The sequence below is a fragment of the Hymenobacter plasmatis genome (genome assembly GCF_020711255.1).
Taxonomy (GTDB): Bacteria; Bacteroidota; Bacteroidia; order Cytophagales; family Hymenobacteraceae; genus Hymenobacter.
In genome coordinates this window covers 178,404-194,941 of sequence record NZ_JAJFAW010000002.1, presented here as the reverse complement: position 1 = coordinate 194,941, position 16,538 = coordinate 178,404, and the positions used below count along the sequence as shown (strand labels likewise).

General features: G+C 61.3%; 17 protein-coding genes. 10 read left to right on the top strand and 7 right to left on the bottom strand.

Features of this window, described 5'->3' with window-relative positions:
• Nucleotides 1-56: 56 nt before the first annotated feature.
• Nucleotides 57-1,130 carry a phenylalanine--tRNA ligase subunit alpha gene (gene pheS, locus LJ738_RS02155; protein ID WP_227784684.1) on the bottom strand — a complete coding sequence of 358 codons (1,074 nt, stop codon included), beginning with the start codon at nucleotides 1,128-1,130 and terminating at the stop codon, nucleotides 57-59.
• Nucleotides 1,131-1,271: 141 nt separating this feature from the next.
• Between pheS and LJ738_RS02150 the strand changes: the two genes are divergently transcribed.
• From LJ738_RS02150 to LJ738_RS02140, 3 genes are all read left to right on the top strand, one after another.
• Entirely contained in the window at nucleotides 1,272-1,943 is a 672-nt protein-coding gene (locus LJ738_RS02150; protein WP_227784683.1) for a hypothetical protein, read from the top strand.
• 205 nt (nucleotides 1,944-2,148) lie between these two features.
• Nucleotides 2,149-2,577 (top strand): hypothetical protein, encoded by a 429-nt coding sequence (locus LJ738_RS02145; RefSeq protein ID WP_227784682.1) that lies wholly within the window; start codon nucleotides 2,149-2,151, stop codon nucleotides 2,575-2,577.
• A 180-nt stretch (nucleotides 2,578-2,757) separates the two neighbouring features.
• Nucleotides 2,758-3,123, top strand: a complete 366-nt coding sequence (locus tag LJ738_RS02140) for a hypothetical protein (RefSeq protein WP_227784681.1) — start codon at nucleotides 2,758-2,760, stop codon at nucleotides 3,121-3,123.
• A 15-nt stretch (nucleotides 3,124-3,138) separates the two neighbouring features.
• Here LJ738_RS02140 and LJ738_RS02135 read toward each other — a convergent pair whose 3' ends face one another.
• Entirely contained in the window at nucleotides 3,139-4,374 is a 1,236-nt protein-coding gene (locus LJ738_RS02135; RefSeq protein ID WP_227784680.1) for a M16 family metallopeptidase, read from the bottom strand.
• A gap of 99 nt (nucleotides 4,375-4,473) precedes the next feature.
• Complete coding sequence (locus LJ738_RS02130) at nucleotides 4,474-7,143, bottom strand: SusC/RagA family TonB-linked outer membrane protein (protein ID WP_227784679.1); 2,670 nt, start codon at nucleotides 7,141-7,143, stop codon at nucleotides 4,474-4,476.
• A 218-nt stretch (nucleotides 7,144-7,361) separates the two neighbouring features.
• Between LJ738_RS02130 and LJ738_RS02125 the strand changes: the two genes are divergently transcribed.
• Nucleotides 7,362-7,934, top strand: coding sequence for a Riean_0653 family protein (locus LJ738_RS02125; RefSeq protein ID WP_227784678.1), 573 nt, complete (start codon nucleotides 7,362-7,364; stop codon nucleotides 7,932-7,934).
• 11 nt (nucleotides 7,935-7,945) lie between these two features.
• On the opposite strand, the gene LJ738_RS02120 is transcribed toward LJ738_RS02125, so the two are convergent.
• A complete protein-coding gene (locus tag LJ738_RS02120; protein WP_227784677.1) occupies nucleotides 7,946-8,650 on the bottom strand; it encodes a hypothetical protein in 705 nt (234 codons plus the stop codon).
• Between the two features lie 90 nt (nucleotides 8,651-8,740).
• On the opposite strand from LJ738_RS02120, the gene LJ738_RS02115 reads away from it, so the two are divergent.
• The gene (locus tag LJ738_RS02115; protein ID WP_227784676.1) at nucleotides 8,741-10,792 is read left to right on the top strand and encodes an alpha-ketoacid dehydrogenase subunit alpha/beta; all 2,052 of its coding nucleotides are present in this window, start codon (nucleotides 8,741-8,743) and stop codon (nucleotides 10,790-10,792) included.
• 61 nt (nucleotides 10,793-10,853) lie between these two features.
• Here the strand turns inward: LJ738_RS02115 and LJ738_RS02110 are convergent, their stop codons facing one another.
• On the bottom strand, nucleotides 10,854-11,459 hold the full coding sequence (locus tag LJ738_RS02110) for a hypothetical protein (RefSeq protein ID WP_227784675.1): 606 nt from the start codon (nucleotides 11,457-11,459) through the stop codon (nucleotides 10,854-10,856).
• Nucleotides 11,460-11,842: 383 nt separating this feature from the next.
• On the opposite strand from LJ738_RS02110, the gene LJ738_RS02105 reads away from it, so the two are divergent.
• The 3 genes from LJ738_RS02105 (at nucleotide 11,843) to ytxJ (ending at nucleotide 13,237) form a co-directional block, all read left to right on the top strand.
• Entirely contained in the window at nucleotides 11,843-12,436 is a 594-nt protein-coding gene (locus LJ738_RS02105) for a hypothetical protein (RefSeq protein ID WP_227784674.1), read from the top strand.
• Nucleotides 12,437-12,449: 13 nt separating this feature from the next.
• On the top strand, nucleotides 12,450-12,743 hold the full coding sequence (locus LJ738_RS02100) for a hypothetical protein (protein ID WP_227784673.1): 294 nt from the start codon (nucleotides 12,450-12,452) through the stop codon (nucleotides 12,741-12,743).
• Nucleotides 12,744-12,889: 146 nt separating this feature from the next.
• On the top strand, nucleotides 12,890-13,237 hold the full coding sequence (ytxJ, locus tag LJ738_RS02095) for a bacillithiol system redox-active protein YtxJ (protein ID WP_068191095.1): 348 nt from the start codon (nucleotides 12,890-12,892) through the stop codon (nucleotides 13,235-13,237).
• A gap of 72 nt (nucleotides 13,238-13,309) precedes the next feature.
• On the opposite strand, the gene LJ738_RS02090 is transcribed toward ytxJ, so the two are convergent.
• Complete coding sequence (locus tag LJ738_RS02090; RefSeq protein ID WP_227784672.1) at nucleotides 13,310-13,735, bottom strand: OsmC family protein; 426 nt, start codon at nucleotides 13,733-13,735, stop codon at nucleotides 13,310-13,312.
• Nucleotides 13,736-13,841: 106 nt separating this feature from the next.
• Here LJ738_RS02090 and LJ738_RS02085 point away from each other — a divergent pair, with 106 nt between their 5' ends.
• Both LJ738_RS02085 and lipA read left to right on the top strand, forming a co-directional pair.
• The gene (locus LJ738_RS02085) at nucleotides 13,842-14,657 is read left to right on the top strand and encodes a hypothetical protein (protein ID WP_227784671.1); all 816 of its coding nucleotides are present in this window, start codon (nucleotides 13,842-13,844) and stop codon (nucleotides 14,655-14,657) included.
• Nucleotides 14,658-14,819: 162 nt separating this feature from the next.
• Nucleotides 14,820-15,713, top strand: coding sequence for a lipoyl synthase (lipA, locus tag LJ738_RS02080; protein ID WP_227784670.1), 894 nt, complete (start codon nucleotides 14,820-14,822; stop codon nucleotides 15,711-15,713).
• Between the two features lie 98 nt (nucleotides 15,714-15,811).
• On the opposite strand, the gene LJ738_RS02075 is transcribed toward lipA, so the two are convergent.
• Entirely contained in the window at nucleotides 15,812-16,408 is a 597-nt protein-coding gene (locus LJ738_RS02075; RefSeq protein WP_227784669.1) for a DUF4136 domain-containing protein, read from the bottom strand.
• Nucleotides 16,409-16,538 lie beyond the last annotated feature (130 nt).

The window sequence follows — 16,538 nt, the reverse complement described above, 5'->3', positions numbered from 1 at the left end:
CGGGAAACGGTTGTTGGCCAACCATTCCCCGCTTCCCTAAAAGAAAAAGCAATTTGCTACAGCGCTTCGAACTGCCGCAAAAACCGCATGTCGTTCTCCGTGAACAGCCGTAGGTCCTTTATCTGGTACTTGAGCATGGCAATGCGCTCGATGCCCATGCCCCAGGCATAGCCCGAGTATTTGTCGGAATCAATCTTGGCGTTTTCGAGCACGGCGGGGTCCACCATGCCGCAGCCGCCGATTTCGACCCAGCCCGAGTACTTGCAGATGTTGCAGCCCGCGCCCTTGCAAATGAGGCAGGTGATGTCAATTTCCGCGCTGGGCTCCGTGAACGGGAAGAAGCTGGGCCGGAATCGGATGTTGATGTCCTGCCCAAACAGCTCCTGCACGAAGTAGTACACCGTCTGCTTGAGGTCGGCGAAGCTCACGCCTTCGTCAATGAAAATGCCCTCCACCTGGTGGAACATCATGTGCGCCCGGGCCGAGATGGCCTCGTTGCGGAACACACGGCCCGGCATCACGCGGCGGATGGGCAGCGGCTCGGTTTCCATCACGCGCACCTGCACGGTGCTGGTGTGGGTGCGCAGCAGGTGGGGCAGGGCGGGGGCGCCGGTGGGAGCAGCGTCGGGGTCGGCCGTGCGCGACACCGGGGCCACGAAGAACGTGTCCTGCATGTCGCGCGCGGGGTGGTTTTCGGGGAAGTTCAGGGCCGTGAAGTTGTGCCAGTCGTCCTCAATCTCGGGGCCTTCGGCCACGGCAAAGCCGATGCGGGCAAACACGCGCAGCATCTCTTCGCGCACCAGCATCAGCGGGTGGCGGGTGCCCAGGGCGTTGGGCACCGGGGGCAGGGTGTAGTCAAAATCAGGGTTGGCCGGCGCGTTATCAGCAGCCGACTCGGCGGCTTCCTGGGCTTCGTCGAATCGGGCCTGGGCCTGCTGCTTGAGAGCGTTGAGCTGCTGGCCGACAGCGCGCTTCTCCTCGGCGGGCACGGTTTTGAGCTGGTCGAACAGGTCGGCCAGGCGGCCTTTACGGCCGAGGTAGCTGATGCGAAACGCATCGAGGTGGGCGGTGCTGCTCAAGTCGGCCGCCGTAATTTCGGCCGCAAGGCTGGCAATGGATTCCTGCATCATAACTGCAAAGTTAGGGCACGAGGCGGGCCTTAACTGAACCTTTTGCGTATGTGGGCAGGAACTTATCCTTTCAACTTACCCTTCCTGTCGCTACCTTCCTGTTTCTGTCATTTCTACTTTGATTTTTAAGCTCTTCTGTATATGAAACGCACTTTGTTCTCGCTCCTGTTCGTCGTGGGCATCGCAACCACCGCCTCTGCCCAAGCCGGCTGGGGCTCTTCTGACTCATGGGGCTCCCCCAAGAAAAGCGCTGCTAAGAAAGCCACCACGGGCGGCCAGAACCGGGCTACTGGCAACGAAAAGACCCCGCAGAACGACGGCCGCACGGTTTCGCCTTACCCCAGCGGTCCCGCCAAACCCGACGCCAACCCCGGCAATACCGCCTCGACGCCGCCCGACAATAGCTTTATCCCCGGCACTACCAGCAGCTCTACCCAGGGCGGCAACGACCGCCAAGGCATGTCGGCGGCTCCCGGCACGCCGGTGATGCTGCAAAGCGGCCGCAACGTGATGGCCAATGATGCCGCCGCTGCCCGCGAGCGCCGTCTCAACCACATGAATAAGCTCAGCGGCCGCCCCGCCGCCGTGCCCACTCAGGTAGATGGCAGTGCCATCAACGCTGGCCAGTCGTCCGGTGCCGGCGCCGTGCCAGCCGCAGAAGCAGGCACAGCACCCGCACCCAATGCCGGCGCCATGAGCCCCGCCGGTGGTGCTGCGGGAACCGGTGCAGCTCTCAAAGCTACACCTCCTAAGAAAGCAGCTCCCATCTCTGCTCCCAAGAAGAAAGCAGCGCCCGCGCCTGCCGGGTGGTAGCGCGTAGGCTCGCAGGAGCCCGCCTGGCCCAAGCCCGCGGCTGATGCCGCTGCACTACCCCGATTGCCTGGAAACTAAAAGGCCCGGCCGACCCACTAAAAATGGGCCTGCCGGGCCTTTTTACGTGGTTTGGGATGATATATTGAGTTTTGGCACGGTTATCGATTTTACCCCAGACATCCGCTCACTTATTCTTTTTCCAGCTATGTTCCGTTCCCTGATTACGCTCGCTCTGTCGTTGTTTTTGGTAGCTGAGGCCTCTGCCCAAACCGCTCCTGCAACTACTACCAAAACCACGGCCAAATCGGCGAAAGCCACGGCCCGCACCGCCCGCCGCGCCGACAAGAAGGCCCGCCGCGTGGCCCTGAAAACGACGCCCACCGTGGCTGGCGTAAACGACGGCTGGCCTCCCCTGGACGATTCCCAAACGGTAGTTGCCTCCAACGCTTCGGTTGATGCCTCCGGTGCTGATATTTCGTACGGCGCGGCTGCTTCCCGCGGCGAACTCGACAACGCCAACGTGTATGCTGCTCCCGGCATGCCCGTGCACATCCGCACCAGCAAAGTGCCTGTGCCCTACAGCGTACGTCCTCCCCGCAAGCCCGTCAGCACCCAAACCACGCTCGGCAACTAGTCGCCTTGCCGGTCCGGTCTGGAACCGGGCTCAACGAGCGCGAATAGCATTTCATCGGCTTCCGTTATGTGCCCTGTCACCTCCCCCGGCGATTGTGCGTATGATGGGAGCCGATGAGCTTTCGGCCCGGCTTGGGTAAGCCGGGCCCGCTTTTCACCCACCCACATATTTTGCCGCTGTATGCTCCGCTACTTTTTCGCTTCCCTCGTCATTTTCAGCTTTGCCGTGGCCGATGCCAGCGCGCAAACCAAGCCCCGCGCTGCCCGGAAGAAGATTGCGCCCTACTCCAGCCGCAAGCCCCGCACAGCTTCCACCGTCAAAATCAACCCGCATACCGGCAAGCCCTACGGCGCCGGCGTACCGCAGGACCTGAAGGACGGCACGTATTACCTGGCCCCCAGCATGGCCATGCGCAAGCAAGAGGGCTACAAAGGCAACGGCGGCTACAACGACAACCGCGCCCGGCGCGCGGCTACGCCCAAGCCCGCCAACAGTTCACTGAGCCGCGACAGCAACGTGCCCGTAGCCCCGGCCAAACGTAAATAAACTGGCGCCGGGCCGCTATACCGCTTCGTAATACAGGGTGCTGCAGTTCTCGGGCCGCAGCACGGTTTGGGCGGCGGTGCGCACATCGGCCACGGTCACGGCCTGAATGCGGCGGCTCTCGTCGTTTACCAGGTTGGCATCGCCCTGGAGCTTGCTATAAGCCAGGTTCAGGGCACGGTTCAATAGGTCAATTTCTCCGAAAACCAGGCTGCTCTCGGCCTGGTTTTTTACTTTTTCGAGCTCCTGGGCATCCACGTCGGCGGCCAGGAATTCGGCTACTACGGCTTCTACGGCGGCATCGGCGGCTTGCAGGTCCACGCCCGCGTTCAGCTTGCCGCTGATGACGAGCAGGCCCGGGTCGAGCGAGCCGGTGAGCGAGGCCGAAATGTTATTGAACAGCGCCTGCTCCTTCACCAGGCGCTGGTGCAGGCGGGCCGACTTGCCCCGGCCCAGCACGTCGCTGAGCAGGTCCACGGCGTGGTAGCGCTCATCGGAGCGGGCGGGCATGTGGTAGGCTTTGTACAAAGCGCTTAGCGGCACGGGTGCCGAGGCGCGCAGGTGCCGCGCTTCCTGCTGCGCGGGCTCGGCGGGCAGCTGGCGATGGTAGGCCGGGCCGCCGGGAATGGGGCCGAACCACTTTTCGGCCAGGCGGCGCACTTCAGCTTCGCTCACGGCGCCGGCTACCACCAAAATAGCGTTTTGGGGCGCGTAGTGCTTCTGGAAAAAGCCGCGCACGTCGTCCATCACCGCGTTTTCAATGTGTGAAATCTCCTTGCCGATGGTGTTCCACTGATAGGGGTGGGTGTGGTAGGCCAGCGGCTTGAGCTTGAGCCACACGTCGCCGTAAGGCTGGTTGAGGTAGCTCTGCTTGAATTCTTCTACCACCACTTTGCGCTGCACCTCCAGCCCGTTTTCGGAGAAGGCCAGGTTCAGCATGCGGTCGCTTTCGAGCCAGAAGCCGGTTTCGAGGTTGGCGGCCGGCAGCGAGAGGTAGTAGTTGGTGACGTCGGAGCTGGTGAAGGCGTTGTTTTCGCCGCCCACGCGCTGCAGCGGCTCGTCGTAGCTCGGAATATTCACCGATCCCGAAAACATGAGGTGCTCAAACAAGTGCGCAAAGCCGGTGTGGCCGGGGTCTTCGTCGCGCGAGCCCACGTCGTACATCACGTTGAGCACGGCCATGGGAGTGGAAAAATCTTCGTGAACGATGCAGCGCAGGCCGTTATCGAGGGTGAATTCGGTGAAGTGAATCATAGGGTAGGAAGTCGGGAAGGCCTAAAGATAGGTTCCTTCGGCAGGTTGTTAACCGGCAAAAAGGTCTGTGGGTTCGAGGTGGGGCTAGCCTCCGCGCTGCTAGAAGGAGGCCCGCACGCCCAGCGCCACGGTGCGCGGGGTGGGGTAGGCAGCCTGGTCGAGCCCGGCCTGCTTGGGGTCGGCCTCGGCGGCGCTTACATTGGGGTCGAAGCCGCGGTAGGCTGAAATAACGAGCAGGTTGGTTCCGCTTAGAAAGACGGATGCGGAGTGCGGGCCCCGGCGCCATACCTCGGCCGTGAGCACCATGCTGCTCAGGCGCACGTGGTTGCCCGATTGCAGGGTGTAGGTATTGGGGCCACTGAATCCTGCGGTGGCGGTGGCGGTGCCGGCACGGGGCACGTCGGTGGTGGGGTTGGTCGGGGTCCAGCGGTCACGCACCCGGGTGGTGGCATTAAAACCGCCGTATGGCAGGTCCAGCAGCGAGAGGTTCGGGTCGAAGACTTGGTAGCCAAACAGGCCGTCTACTTGCGCCGATAGGCCGTAGCGGTCGTAGTGCAGCTCTTGGGTGAAGTTGAGCAACTGTTGCGGCAGGCCGTTGCCCAATATCTGCTGCGTTGGGCCGCCACTGGCTCCTCCCTCAAACTGCGGCCGGCCGGCTGCGTCGACACCCAGGTAGCGGTACCCTATAAAGCTGGCCAGCGGCTGGCCGGACCTCATCACAAAATAGTAGGGGGCGGGCCGGTAGTCAAGTACCATAGAGCCGGCGGGCTTGTCGTAGCGGTTGCGGTTGAAGGAAACGGCGAGGCTTGAGCTGCCCTGCAGACGGCCCCGCTGCCAGTTGCCGGTTAGGGTTAGCTCAACGCCGCGGTTGGTGAGGTGTGCCGGTTCCGGGGTATCGAAATGGCCGACATATATGTTGTTGGCGCGGGTGTCGCGTTGGTACGCAGCAGCCGTCAGGGCCAGGCGGTCGTGCCAGAGGGCCAGCCGCAGTCCGGCATCGGCCTGGGTAGTCATCTCATCCAAAAACTGAAAAAAGGAGGTGTTGCCTGCCTGAAATCCAAAGCCGTGGTCTCCGGCTAAGTTGCCCCGATTGCTCGTTTGGCCCCAGCCCGCCCACAAGTCCAGCGTGCCAATGCGCGTGCGGTCCTTGAGCCAGGCTTCCTGGGCGGCGTGCCAGGTAGCCTGCACCGCGGGCAACCACTGCTGGCGCTCAGCTTCGGGCATCCGGCTGGAAAGGTCGGCCCTCAAGCTGCCTTGCAAGGCATACCGCCCGCCGTAGGCGTAGCCAGCCGTGGCCTGATAGCCTAGTTGGTCGTACGTATTGGTGGCCCGGCTGCTGGAGCCGCCTCGCGGTGGCAGGTTGTAGGGAGGCAGGGGCACCGAGTATTCTTCAAACGACTGCGACTTGCGGTGTTTCCAGGAAGTGGCTTCTACCGAGGCGGTAAGCGTGTGGCGGCCGGCCAGCGTGCGCGCAAAGCGCAAGGCAGGATTAAGCGTTAGCTGCTGGTAGAAGGCGCTGCGAATTCCCGTCTGAAAGCCGTCGCGCGGTGCGAAATCATTCATTGGGCCCTGGTAGTCGTACCCGTTCAGGGAGTCGCGCTCCAAGGCGGCGCGCAGGTCCAGCGTGAGCCCAGTAACTACCTCGTAGCGCAGCTCGGCGTGGGCCAGCAGGCGGCGGTTGCGCGCCGTGCTCCGGTTTTGTTGGGCTAGTTGCACCGGGTTGGGCGCGCTGTAGTCGGCTGCGTAGTTGCCATTGGACGCATACACCGGCACAGTGGGCAGGTAGCGTAGCGTCTGACGAAACAAGTTGCCATCGGGGCGGCGCTCTTCCGCTTGGCCGTAGCTCAGGCCGCCGCTCAGGCGCAGGTGCAGGCCCACATTTTGGTCCAGGTTGAGGCGCAGGCCGTAGCGGTGCAGGTTGGTATTAAGCACAATGCCCTGCTGGCCGAGGTAGTCAAGGGCCGCATAGTAGCGGGTCCCGAAGGCTGTGCCGCCGCTCAGGCTGAGGTGATGCTCCTGGAGGGCGGCGGTGCGCAGCACTTCCGCCTGCCAGTCGGTGCCTGCCCCGAAGCCCGCTATCTGGTTGGGGGTGTACTCGGGCGAGTAGCCGTTGTTGCGGTCGGCCTCGTTGGCCAGTTCAGCTGCTTCGCGGGCGCCGAGCAGGTCGTAGCGCCGCCGGGCCGTTTGCACGCCGCCCAGGCCGGTGTACTGTACGCGCACCGCCTGCCCGCCCACTCCCCGCCGGGTGCGGATGCGGATGACACCATTTTGGCCTAGGAAGCCGTACTGAGCTGTTTCGAAAGCCCCTTTCAGCACTTCCACTTGCTCAATATCTTCCGGGGCAATGCTCAGCAGCGGGTTGGTACTGGCGTCGGGGTTCGTGAAGGAGCTTTGGAAAGAAGGAGTATGGTAAGGGTCCTGGCTGCCGAAACGGTACTGAAATACGGGTACGTCGTCGACCACATACAGCGGCTGCACGTTGCTATCGAGGCTGGCCGCGCCGCGAAGGCGCACCACGGCCCCGGCGCCCGGCGCTCCGGAATAGGGCGTCACCTGCACCCCGGCCACGCGGGAAAGCAGGGGCTGGACGGTGGTGTAATACGGCAACGGGGCCGTGGCCGCGCTAGCGATGCCGCTGGAGCTGATGATGCGCGCGGGTAGGGGGCCAGCAAGGCTGTCAGGGGTTACGGAAGCTAGGGTGTCAACTTGTTGGGCTCGGGCGATGAAAGCGCCGAAAAGCAAGAAGCCAGTTGGTAGAAATTTGGGCATAAAAATGCAAGAATGTAGCTGCGAAGGTAGAGGCCGAATGCCTCGGTTTTGCATCCAGCACAACGTGGCAGCAGCCCAGCATAAAATGGAGCCGAAGGGGCGAGGTCGGCGTGGCACTGCCGCTCACGAAACCTATGGTCCTAATGCCTACTTTCGCCACCAGCCGTATTGCGTTTCTAATCAATCAGCTTATGCCAACTCTTTTACCTGTTGCCACTTTGTGTAAGCGCTTGCCGACGCTGCTGCTCCTGCCGCTGCTAATGAGCTGCGAAGACTCGCTGGATAAGCTTTATCCGCAACCGCAGCCGGTGCAGCTGCCCGCCGCCACCCAGGTCGGGGCCAATACCTTCGGGTGCCTCGTGAATGGGCAGGTGTGGGAGGCGAACAACACCCGCACGCTGGTCGGCAAGGTGATTACGCCCACGGTCCGCTACCATGGGGGCGAGCTGCAGCTCGATGCGTTCCGGCGCCTGCAGGTAGACGGTCCCATTAGCAACTTCCATTTTGTGGTGGGCCAGGTGACCGGGCCCGGCGTGTACGAGTTGAGCCAGGCGCAGCCCGGCCGCCAGGTGCAACTGAAAACCACCAACGGCCTCGTGGAATACGTGGCCACTGAGCCCCAGGCCGGTACCCTCATCATTACACGGCTTGACACCACGGGTGCGCATCCCTTTGTAGCTGGCCGCTTCGAGCTGCGGGCCATACCCAGCCCGGTGGCCCCGCGGTCTGCCGACTTGCCGGCCGAAGTGCGGATAACCGAAGGGCGGTTCGATATTCAGCTCAACCCCTAGGCGCCGGCTGCTTAGGGCTTGCGGGTAGCAGCTGGGTAGAGCGTGGTGGCCAGCGTGACGCCCAGCCAGCGGCTGTATACGTCGTGGCGAGCTTCGTGCGTAGTTACTCCCCCGCTCGGGTTGTTATAGATGCCCAGGTAGCCGTAGGCATAGCTTGGGGTGAGCGGCGCGTGCACGCGCAGGCCCAGTGTGGTTTCGTAGCGGTGCCACGGTAGCACGCGTACCTCAAGGCCCACCATTCCCGTGAGCTCTACCGGGCGCGGGTAGTAGGCCGCGTCGTGGCCGGAGTGGCCCAGCGCGAAGGTGGGCCCAGCGCCGACCAGCAGGTGCAACCCCTTGGCCGGTGAGGAAGTGCGCACATAAACGGGCGTAAAAAGCCGCCATTGGTGCAGCGTCTGGGCTGGGTGGTAAGTGTAAGCAGTAATATCTTGCTGCCGAAAGTCAACCACCACCGCGCAACGGGTCAGCAGCGCTTCGGCCGCGAGGCTGACCAACGGCCCGGCAAAGTAGCGCGTGGCCCCAACGCCCACCAGGGGCCCGGCTGCCACTTCACTGTACTCGCGCCGGTAGTCGCCGTGCTGGCTCGTGGCCGCGCCCAGGCCCACGCGGATGCTCCAGCCCCATTGCGAGACGGAGTCGGCGCCCGTGGCTCGGGTCTGGGCCGTGGCCTCGTGGTAGGCCAGCATGCCGAAAGCAGTGAGTAGCAACAGGCGCATGAGTTTGGTAGTGGTAATTGAGCCAGAATCAAATATAGGCGCCGCCTCTCCTGCTACCTTTGCCGGACTCCTGTTGTTCTCTTCCCGCCCATGATGACCCTCGCTGCCACGGCGCTCCGGTTCGACCGCCTCGACCATTCCAACGAAACCCTGCTGCACCTCTACCAGCACCTGCTGCGCCCGCGGCTGATTGAGGAAAAAATGCTGATTCTGCTGCGCCAGGGCAAGGTGAGCAAGTGGTTCTCGGGCATTGGGCAGGAAGCCATCTCGGTGGGCAGCACGCTGGCGCTGGAGCCTGACGAGTACATTCTGCCGCTGCACCGCAACTTGGGCGTATTTACGGGGCGCAATGTGCCGCTGGGGCGCCTGTTTGCGCAGTGGCAGGGCAAGCGCACGGGCTTCACCAAGGGCCGCGACCGCAGCTTCCACTTCGGCAGCAACGAGCACCACATCGTGGGCATGATTTCGCACCTGGGCCCGCAACTGGCCGTAGCCGATGGCATTGCCCTGGCCGACGTGCTCGACCAAAAGCCCAAAGTGACCCTGACCTACAGCGGCGACGGCGGCGCCAGCGAAGGCGACTTCCACGAGGCCCTGAACGTGGCCGCTGTGTGGCAGCTGCCGGTCATCTTCATGATTGAAAACAACGGCTACGGCCTGAGCACGCCCAGCAACGAGCAGTTTCGCTTTAAGTCGTTCGTCGACAAAGGCCCGGCCTACGGCATGGACGCCGTGCAGGTAGACGGCAACAACGTGCTGGAAGTGTACAGCACCGTGAAGCGCCTGGCCGAGGACCTGCGCCAAAACCCGCGCCCCGTGCTCATCGAAGCCCTCACCTTCCGGATGCGCGGCCACGAAGAAGCCAGCGGCACCAAGTACGTGCCCCAGTCCCTGATGGAAGAGTGGGCTGCCAAAGACCCGGTGGAAAACTACGAGAAGTGGCTTATCCAGGAAGGCATCCTCACGGAAACGGCCAAGCACAACATCCGCGAAACCATCAAGGCGGCTATCGAAGCCGGCTTGCAGGAAGCCGATGCCGTGCCAATGCCCACCGCCGACGTGCAGGAGGAAATCGCCGACATGTACCAGCCCTTCACGCCGGACGCTTCGCTTAATGAAGAATTAAGAATGAAGAATGAGGAATTGAAAAACGACTCCCCCAATAATTCCTCATTACCCACAAGGGAGCTGCGCTTTGTCGATGCCATTCAGGAGGGGCTGCGCCAGAGCATGCAGCGCTACCCCGACCTCGTGCTGATGGGTCAGGACATTGCCGACTACGGCGGCGTCTTCAAGATAACCGAAGGCTTCGTGGCCGAGTTTGGCAAGGCGCGGGTGCGCAACACGCCCTTGTGCGAGTCGGCCATTGTGGGCGCAGGGCTGGGCCTGAGCATCAAGGGCAAGAAAAGCATGGTGGAAATGCAGTTTGCCGACTTCGTGACCTGTGGCTTCAACCAGATTGTAAACAACCTCGCCAAAAGCCACTACCGCTGGGGCCAAAACGCCGACGTGGTGGTGCGCATGCCCACCGGCGCCGGCAGCGCCGCCGGCCCCTTCCACAGCCAGAGCAACGAGGCGTGGTTTACGCACGTGCCCGGCCTGAAGGTGGTGTACCCTAGCAACCCGCACGACGCCAAGGGCCTGCTCTGCGCCGCTTTCGAAGACCCCAACCCGGTGATGTACTTCGAGCACAAGATGCTCTACCGCAGCCTCTCCGGCCCCGTGCCCGAGGCCTACTACACCACGCCCATCGGCAAGGCCGCGCTGGCCGCCGAAGGCAACGAATTGAGCATCATTACCTACGGCATGGGCGTGCGCTGGGCTCTGCAGGTGTGCGAAGAGCTCAACGTATCGGCCGATATCCTCGACCTGCGCACTCTGCTGCCCTGGGACCAGGAGGCCGTGCGCCAAACCGTAGAGAAAAACGGCCGCGTGCTGGTGCTGCACGAAGACACCCTGACCGGCGGCATCGGCGGCGAAATCGCGGCCTGGATTGGCGAAAACTGCTTTGAGCACCTCGACGCGCCGGTGCGCCGCGTGGCCTCGCTCGATACCGCCATTCCGTTTGCGCCCCCGCTCGAGGCGGCGTTTCTGCCGCTGCAGCGGCTGCGCGAGCAAGTAGAGGCCCTGCGCAGCTACTAAGCATAAAAAAGAGGCGCCGGTAGCGGCGCCTCTTTTTTTTCAGCAGTTATCAGCGGCCGGATTACGAGCCAATGATGCTGATGATTTTGTTCAGGTGGCTCACTACGCCGCCGGTATCCGAGGGCGAGGGGTTGCCCAGAATCTTGCCGAGCGAACACACTAGGTTGCCGAGCAGGTTTTTGTCAGACTGCGACGGCGACACGCTCAGCACCGGGTTCACGCTTTGGGTCGTGCCGTTCAGGCTCACCGTTTGCGTACCGTAGTTGACTTGAGCCCCCGAGCAGGAGCTGCTAATCTGCGCCAGCGACAGCGGAATGGCCACGGCCACTGGCCCGTAGGCCGAAGCCGGGCCCGAAGTTGGCGTGGCGCTCAGCGTGCCAATGGCAGTTATCACCCCGTTTCTTACCTCAAAGCTGGTGATGCGCAGCGCCGAGGTAAACGTACCGGTTGCATTTTTAGTAACGGTAATCCCATTCTCAACTACCTGATAGGTGTAGGGGTAGGTACCGGTATTGGTAGACGTTACCGTTTTGCCTTGGGTCAGGGCATCAAGCGTGGCATCGGCGGCCGAAATGGTGGGCTGAGTTGGCTCAACTTGGTTCTTTTCGCAGCTGGATGCACCGGCCAGCAGCACTAAAAATGCGGGGAGAATGGCTAGTTTCTTCATGGTTTTTCGGGTAGGAAATGTGGATGAAAGGAAGAAAGAATGTTGAGCCGATACGACGAGCTTATTTGAGGGGTTATCGGTTTTAACATTGCTATTCTTGCTCATGGCTTCCTGAAAATACTCTTCCGAAAAAATATTTCCGCCTTTAATTATCTTTGAATTAAGTGTCTTAACTACTCACTGTCGACCTTTAGGAGAAAATAGACACTGGCCAAAAATGCCAAAAAGGTGTACTTAAAATCTAGTATGACCTGCCCGAAACCGGCTTGGCACTGCAGGTTGAGCAGCACTTTTCGGATAGGGTCGGGGCCCTGGCCTCACGGTTCACCTTCCAGAGCGCGGTGCGTATCTTCAAGCCCGATTTTAGCTTATCCCTGTCCCTAGTGAAAACATTCTTCTACTGTTTTTTGGTGGCGCTGTTGAGCAGCTGCAGCGTGTACCACAAAGTTTTCCATCCCTACCGCCTCCCTACGCCGAAGCCGTCGCCGGAATTCAAGGCCCAGCAAAAAGCCAAAAAGAGCAAACGGTCGTTTTTGTCGTTCACCCACGGCAAGAAAACCAACGCCAAAAACGAGGACGGCACCGACGTGGAAGAAGCCGCTACCGATGTTTCTACCCCCACCGGGGGCACCGTGCCGGGCCCCACGGCCAGTGCCAGCACCGAAACCCGCACGCTCCCGGAGCACTCCACCGTGCGGTACGACAAAAACGGGCTGATGAAAAAGCCCAAGCTGATGCGGCGGCGCATTCACAAGCCCGCCCGCAAGCCCTTCCGGCCTTTGCAGTCGATTCGCAACTTCTTCAAATTCAAGCTCCATGACAAACCCAACTACAGCCCCGACCACCGGCCTGCAGTCCCGGCCCCTGCCGAAGACCCCGCTCCGAACGTCGCGCCTGCGCCCGCAGCGGCTCCTGCGCCTACCCCTGCAGTTGCTCCCGCAACTGCTCCAGGTGCTGCGCCCGTGGTCAAGCCGTAAGGCAAGGGTGTTAATGCTGCTGGTCGTCGTTGGGCTGATGTGGAGCTCCCAGGTAGCCCAGGCCCAGATAGTGCATGAGAAGCCGTCGCAAGTAAAAGCGGCCAACCGCCGCGCCCTGCGCGATGCCAAGCACACCGCCTCTCCCTACAAAGACAGCCACTTAGGCGTGACCGCCGCCCGGCTCAAGCGGGGCCAAAGCACCCAGCCCATGCCCGAAGGCAGCGACGAGCTGGAGTACCGAAGAGTAGCCCCTGCGAGAGCAAAGGCGCCCGGTTTTCAGCCTTTGCGCCGCAAAAAGAAGGAATAATGCGTCGCGGCGGAAGTTGAGCTATATTTTTTGAATGACTTCCGGGGTATCATGTGTTATAGCATTGTTGTACTACCGTCGCGGTACCAACTTGCGTATTGCCCTGCAAAGCGTACCTCCTCATTTTCCATCCACTAGTTGCTCTTATGTCCACGCCCTGGCTTCCCCTTACCCAACCCGAACAGATAACCGACCTGGCGCAGGCCTCGCACGAGCAGCCGGTGCTCATTTTTAAGCACAGCACCACTTGCTCAATCAGCGCGGCGGCCAAAAGCAAAATTGAGCGCCAGTGGGCCGACAGCGGCCTTGCCAACGTGCCTATTTACTACCTCGACTTGCTGCGTTTCCGGCCGCTTTCGGCCCAGATTGCTGAGCAGTTCGGCATTCGCCACGAGTCGCCTCAGCTGCTGCTTATTCAGGACGGCGAGTGCCGCTACGATGCCTCCCACATGGGCATTCGCCTCAGCGACGTGAAGTCGGCTGTAGGGCAGTAACTGCATGAAGCAGTGGAGCGCCGACTTGCTTTTGCCGGCATCCAAGCGCTCCACCGCGCACGCATTCAGCTTTTACACTTCGTAATTAAACACCACGTTTTGCCGGATGTCCGGATGCAGGCTCAGCGTTACGGGGCAGGTGTAGGCGGCGCGCTCCAGCAGGGCCCGGTCATTCGGCTGCAGTGCCGCGGGCAGGGTAAACGTCACGTCGATTTGCACGATGCGGCGGGGGGCTTCGGCGCTCATGTGCTTCACCACGGCAAAGGTGCTGTCGACTAAGTTGAGCTTATGGCGGTCGGCCACAATGCCCATTATCGTCATCATGCACGAGCCAAGGGCGGTGCTTACCAAATCGGTGGGCGAAAAGGCTTCGCCGCGGCCGTGGTTGTCGGTGGGCGCATCGGTATGAATAACGTTGCCGGAAGCGACGTGGGTGGCTTCGGTACGGAGTTGGCCCGCGTAGCGGGCAGTGGCGGTGTTCATTAAGTCGGTGTTCATTAAGTCAGGGAGTTACCTTGAAAAAGTTGTTTCTTCGTTAGCTAATTTACGTATTACTTGATGCGCCGCGCCTGCGGTGCCTGATAGGGCCTACTTTCGGTTGATTATGCTTCCCCTTTCCTTTCGATATTTTGGCCTGCTGGCAACTGGGTTGCTGGTGGCCGCCACCGCTCAGGCGCAGGCGCCCGTACGCTCCGGTCCGGTGCCCGCCGCGCCATCCGACGAGCAGTCGTACCGGAAGGAATTCGTGTACGGGGTCAATTTCAATACCCAGGGTGGCCTGCTGGGCGGCGTATCGTTGCGCTCGTCGCGTGTGCTCGACGACCGGCTGCTGCGCTTCTGGAGCATTGAGGGCGTCATGCTCAAGAATGCCAAAGAAGACCGCATCAACACCATCGTCGGCGGCAGCTACATCGACCGCAAAACCAACTACGCGTTTGTGCTGCGCCCCTCACTGGGCCTGCAGCGCATCCTGTTCCGCAAAGCCGCCGACGCCGGCGTGCAGGTGAACGGCTTGGTAAGTGCGGGCCCGTCCTTCGGCCTGCTCATGCCTTATTACATCAGCTTCGACCGCACGGCCACGCAAACCCGGGTCATCAACGTGTCGACTGATGATATTGTAAACGAGCAGTACGACCCCGTGAAGCACGCCGACACGGGCGCCATTCTGGACCGGGGCCCCCTGTTCAGCGGCATTGGCGAAACCAAAGTGGTGCCGGGATTTCACCTGCGCACCGGCCTGAGCTTCGAGTACGGCCGCTACCGCGACGCCGTGACCGGCATGGAGGTTGGTTTTTTAGTGGAAGGCTACACCAAGCGCCTGCTGATTCTCAGCCCCGGCAACCTGTCCGATACGGACGGGCTCAACCGCCAAATCTTCCCGTCGGTGTACCTGACGCTGTATTTCGGGCACCGCTCGTAGTGCTGCGCTTGAGGAAGAGTGGAGAATTAGGAGTGAAGAATTGGGCTGGGCCATCCCCGGATATACAAGGCGCATCAATTGCACCGTAAATTTGTTAGTGCTTAGTATCGAATGGGCCGAGGATAATTCCTCCTTCTTCATTCCTCCTTCTTCATTAATAAAATGATTGATTTGCCCGTTATCCAGCCCGAAACGGCTGCGCCTGCCCGCCCCCGCAAGCCCGATTGGCTGCGCGTGAAGCTGCCTGTGGGCGAAGAATACGCCGCCGTGCGCCGCCTGGTAGACGAGCACAAGCTGCACACCATTTGCGAGAGCGGCAACTGCCCCAACATGGGCGAATGCTGGGGCGCCGGCACGGCCACGTTCATGATTCTGGGCAACATCTGTACCCGCTCGTGCTCGTTTTGCGCCGTGGCCACGGGCCGCCCCACCGAATACGACCTCGACGAGCCCCGCCGCGTGGCCGAGGCCATCAAGCTCATGAAAGTGAAGCACGCCGTGATTACTAGCGTGAACCGCGACGAACTGAAGGACCGCGGCGCCAGCGTGTGGCGCGAAACCGTGGTGCTCACCAAGCAGCTCAGCCCCGGCACCACCATCGAAACCCTGATTCCGGACGTGAAAGCCAACTGGGATGCCCTCGACGTGATGATTTCGGGCGGCCAGGAAGTGATTTCGCACAACATCGAAACCGTGGGCAGCCTCTACCGCCTCGTGCGCCCCCAGGCCCGCTACGACCGCAGCCTGGAGCAAATCCGCCGCACGAAGCTGGCCGGCCACCGCACCAAGTCAGGCATCATGCTGGGCCTGGGCGAGAAGGCCGATGAACTGTACCAGGCCATGGACGACCTCGTGGCCAATGGCCTCGACATCCTGACCCTGGGCCAATACCTGCAGCCCACCAAGCGTCACCTGGACGTGGCCGAGTTCATCACCCCCGACCAGTTTGCCCACTACAAAGAAGAAGGCCTGAAGCGCGGCCTGAAATACGTGGAAAGCGGCCCGCTGGTGCGTAGTTCCTACCACGCCGAGCGCCACGTGAACGTACCGGTTTAGCTCAATTTTAGCTTAATTCCCGCCGCCAGCTTGCGGTAATAAAAAAGCCCTCTCCATTGCTGGAGAGGGCTTTTTTGCGTCCTGTGGTTAAACGGGGATTAACGGCGAGCCTGGTTGTCCTGGGGAGGGTAGGTGCTCAGGATACCGTTGACAATGCGATTGGTCTCCACCTCGTTGATGGTGTTTTGGTCGACCTGAGCCTGGCCGGTGCCACGCCAGGCCAGCTCCTTGCGGCGGGCATCGATGATGTCGATTACCACAGTGCCGGCTTTGTACTGAGTGATGGGCTGCATGCCGCGGCCGTAGTACCCGTAGCCATAGCCATAAGGATAGCCCAAGCCATTGTAATAGGGCGATACTTGCTGTTTGTCTTCCACGCGAGCGCTGTAGGCCACGTAGATATCGGGGGCTTTGTCCACTTCGGTTAGGCCTTTGCGGGTCATTTCGGCCTTCACGGCGGCGCGCATGCGCTTGTCGAGGAAGGACTCATAGCCTTTGGCCGGGCCGCCTTCGGTATCAGTGGGTTGCTGCGGGTACCAAGACCAGGTTTTGAAAGCCCGGAAGTTGACGGAGTGGTCAAAGTCGTTGGTCACGCCCACGCGGGAAGCCGTGGAGCAACCGCTGCCCAAAAGCAGCACAAAGCTCATCGCGGCCAAAGCAGCCGGACGAGCCAGAAAACGGGTGATGCGGTTCATAATCAGAAAGAAAGACGGATTGATTGAAGGACTCAAAGTGCTGAATCTCGGGAAGAATTGAAGCAATTTTCAGGCCATCTGTATAACGGCGGACAGGCCGATGGCGTTCCACTTTTACCACTATATAGTT

Coding starts and splice junctions, on each gene's coding strand:
- pheS (WP_227784684.1), bottom strand. CDS start 1,130: ATGATGCAGGAATCCATTGCCAGCCTTGCGGCCGAAATTACGGCGGCC.
- LJ738_RS02150 (WP_227784683.1), top strand. CDS start 1,272: ATGAAACGCACTTTGTTCTCGCTCCTGTTCGTCGTGGGCATCGCAACC.
- LJ738_RS02145 (WP_227784682.1), top strand. CDS start 2,149: ATGTTCCGTTCCCTGATTACGCTCGCTCTGTCGTTGTTTTTGGTAGCT.
- LJ738_RS02140 (WP_227784681.1), top strand. CDS start 2,758: ATGCTCCGCTACTTTTTCGCTTCCCTCGTCATTTTCAGCTTTGCCGTG.
- LJ738_RS02135 (WP_227784680.1), bottom strand. CDS start 4,374: ATGATTCACTTCACCGAATTCACCCTCGATAACGGCCTGCGCTGCATC.
- LJ738_RS02130 (WP_227784679.1), bottom strand. CDS start 7,143: ATGCCCAAATTTCTACCAACTGGCTTCTTGCTTTTCGGCGCTTTCATC.
- LJ738_RS02120 (WP_227784677.1), bottom strand. CDS start 8,650: ATGCGCCTGTTGCTACTCACTGCTTTCGGCATGCTGGCCTACCACGAG.
- LJ738_RS02115 (WP_227784676.1), top strand. CDS start 8,741: ATGATGACCCTCGCTGCCACGGCGCTCCGGTTCGACCGCCTCGACCAT.
- LJ738_RS02110 (WP_227784675.1), bottom strand. CDS start 11,459: ATGAAGAAACTAGCCATTCTCCCCGCATTTTTAGTGCTGCTGGCCGGT.
- LJ738_RS02100 (WP_227784673.1), top strand. CDS start 12,450: ATGCTGCTGGTCGTCGTTGGGCTGATGTGGAGCTCCCAGGTAGCCCAG.
- ytxJ (WP_068191095.1), top strand. CDS start 12,890: ATGTCCACGCCCTGGCTTCCCCTTACCCAACCCGAACAGATAACCGAC.
- LJ738_RS02090 (WP_227784672.1), bottom strand. CDS start 13,735: ATGAACACCGACTTAATGAACACCGCCACTGCCCGCTACGCGGGCCAA.
- LJ738_RS02085 (WP_227784671.1), top strand. CDS start 13,842: ATGCTTCCCCTTTCCTTTCGATATTTTGGCCTGCTGGCAACTGGGTTG.
- lipA (WP_227784670.1), top strand. CDS start 14,820: ATGATTGATTTGCCCGTTATCCAGCCCGAAACGGCTGCGCCTGCCCGC.
- LJ738_RS02075 (WP_227784669.1), bottom strand. CDS start 16,408: ATGAACCGCATCACCCGTTTTCTGGCTCGTCCGGCTGCTTTGGCCGCG.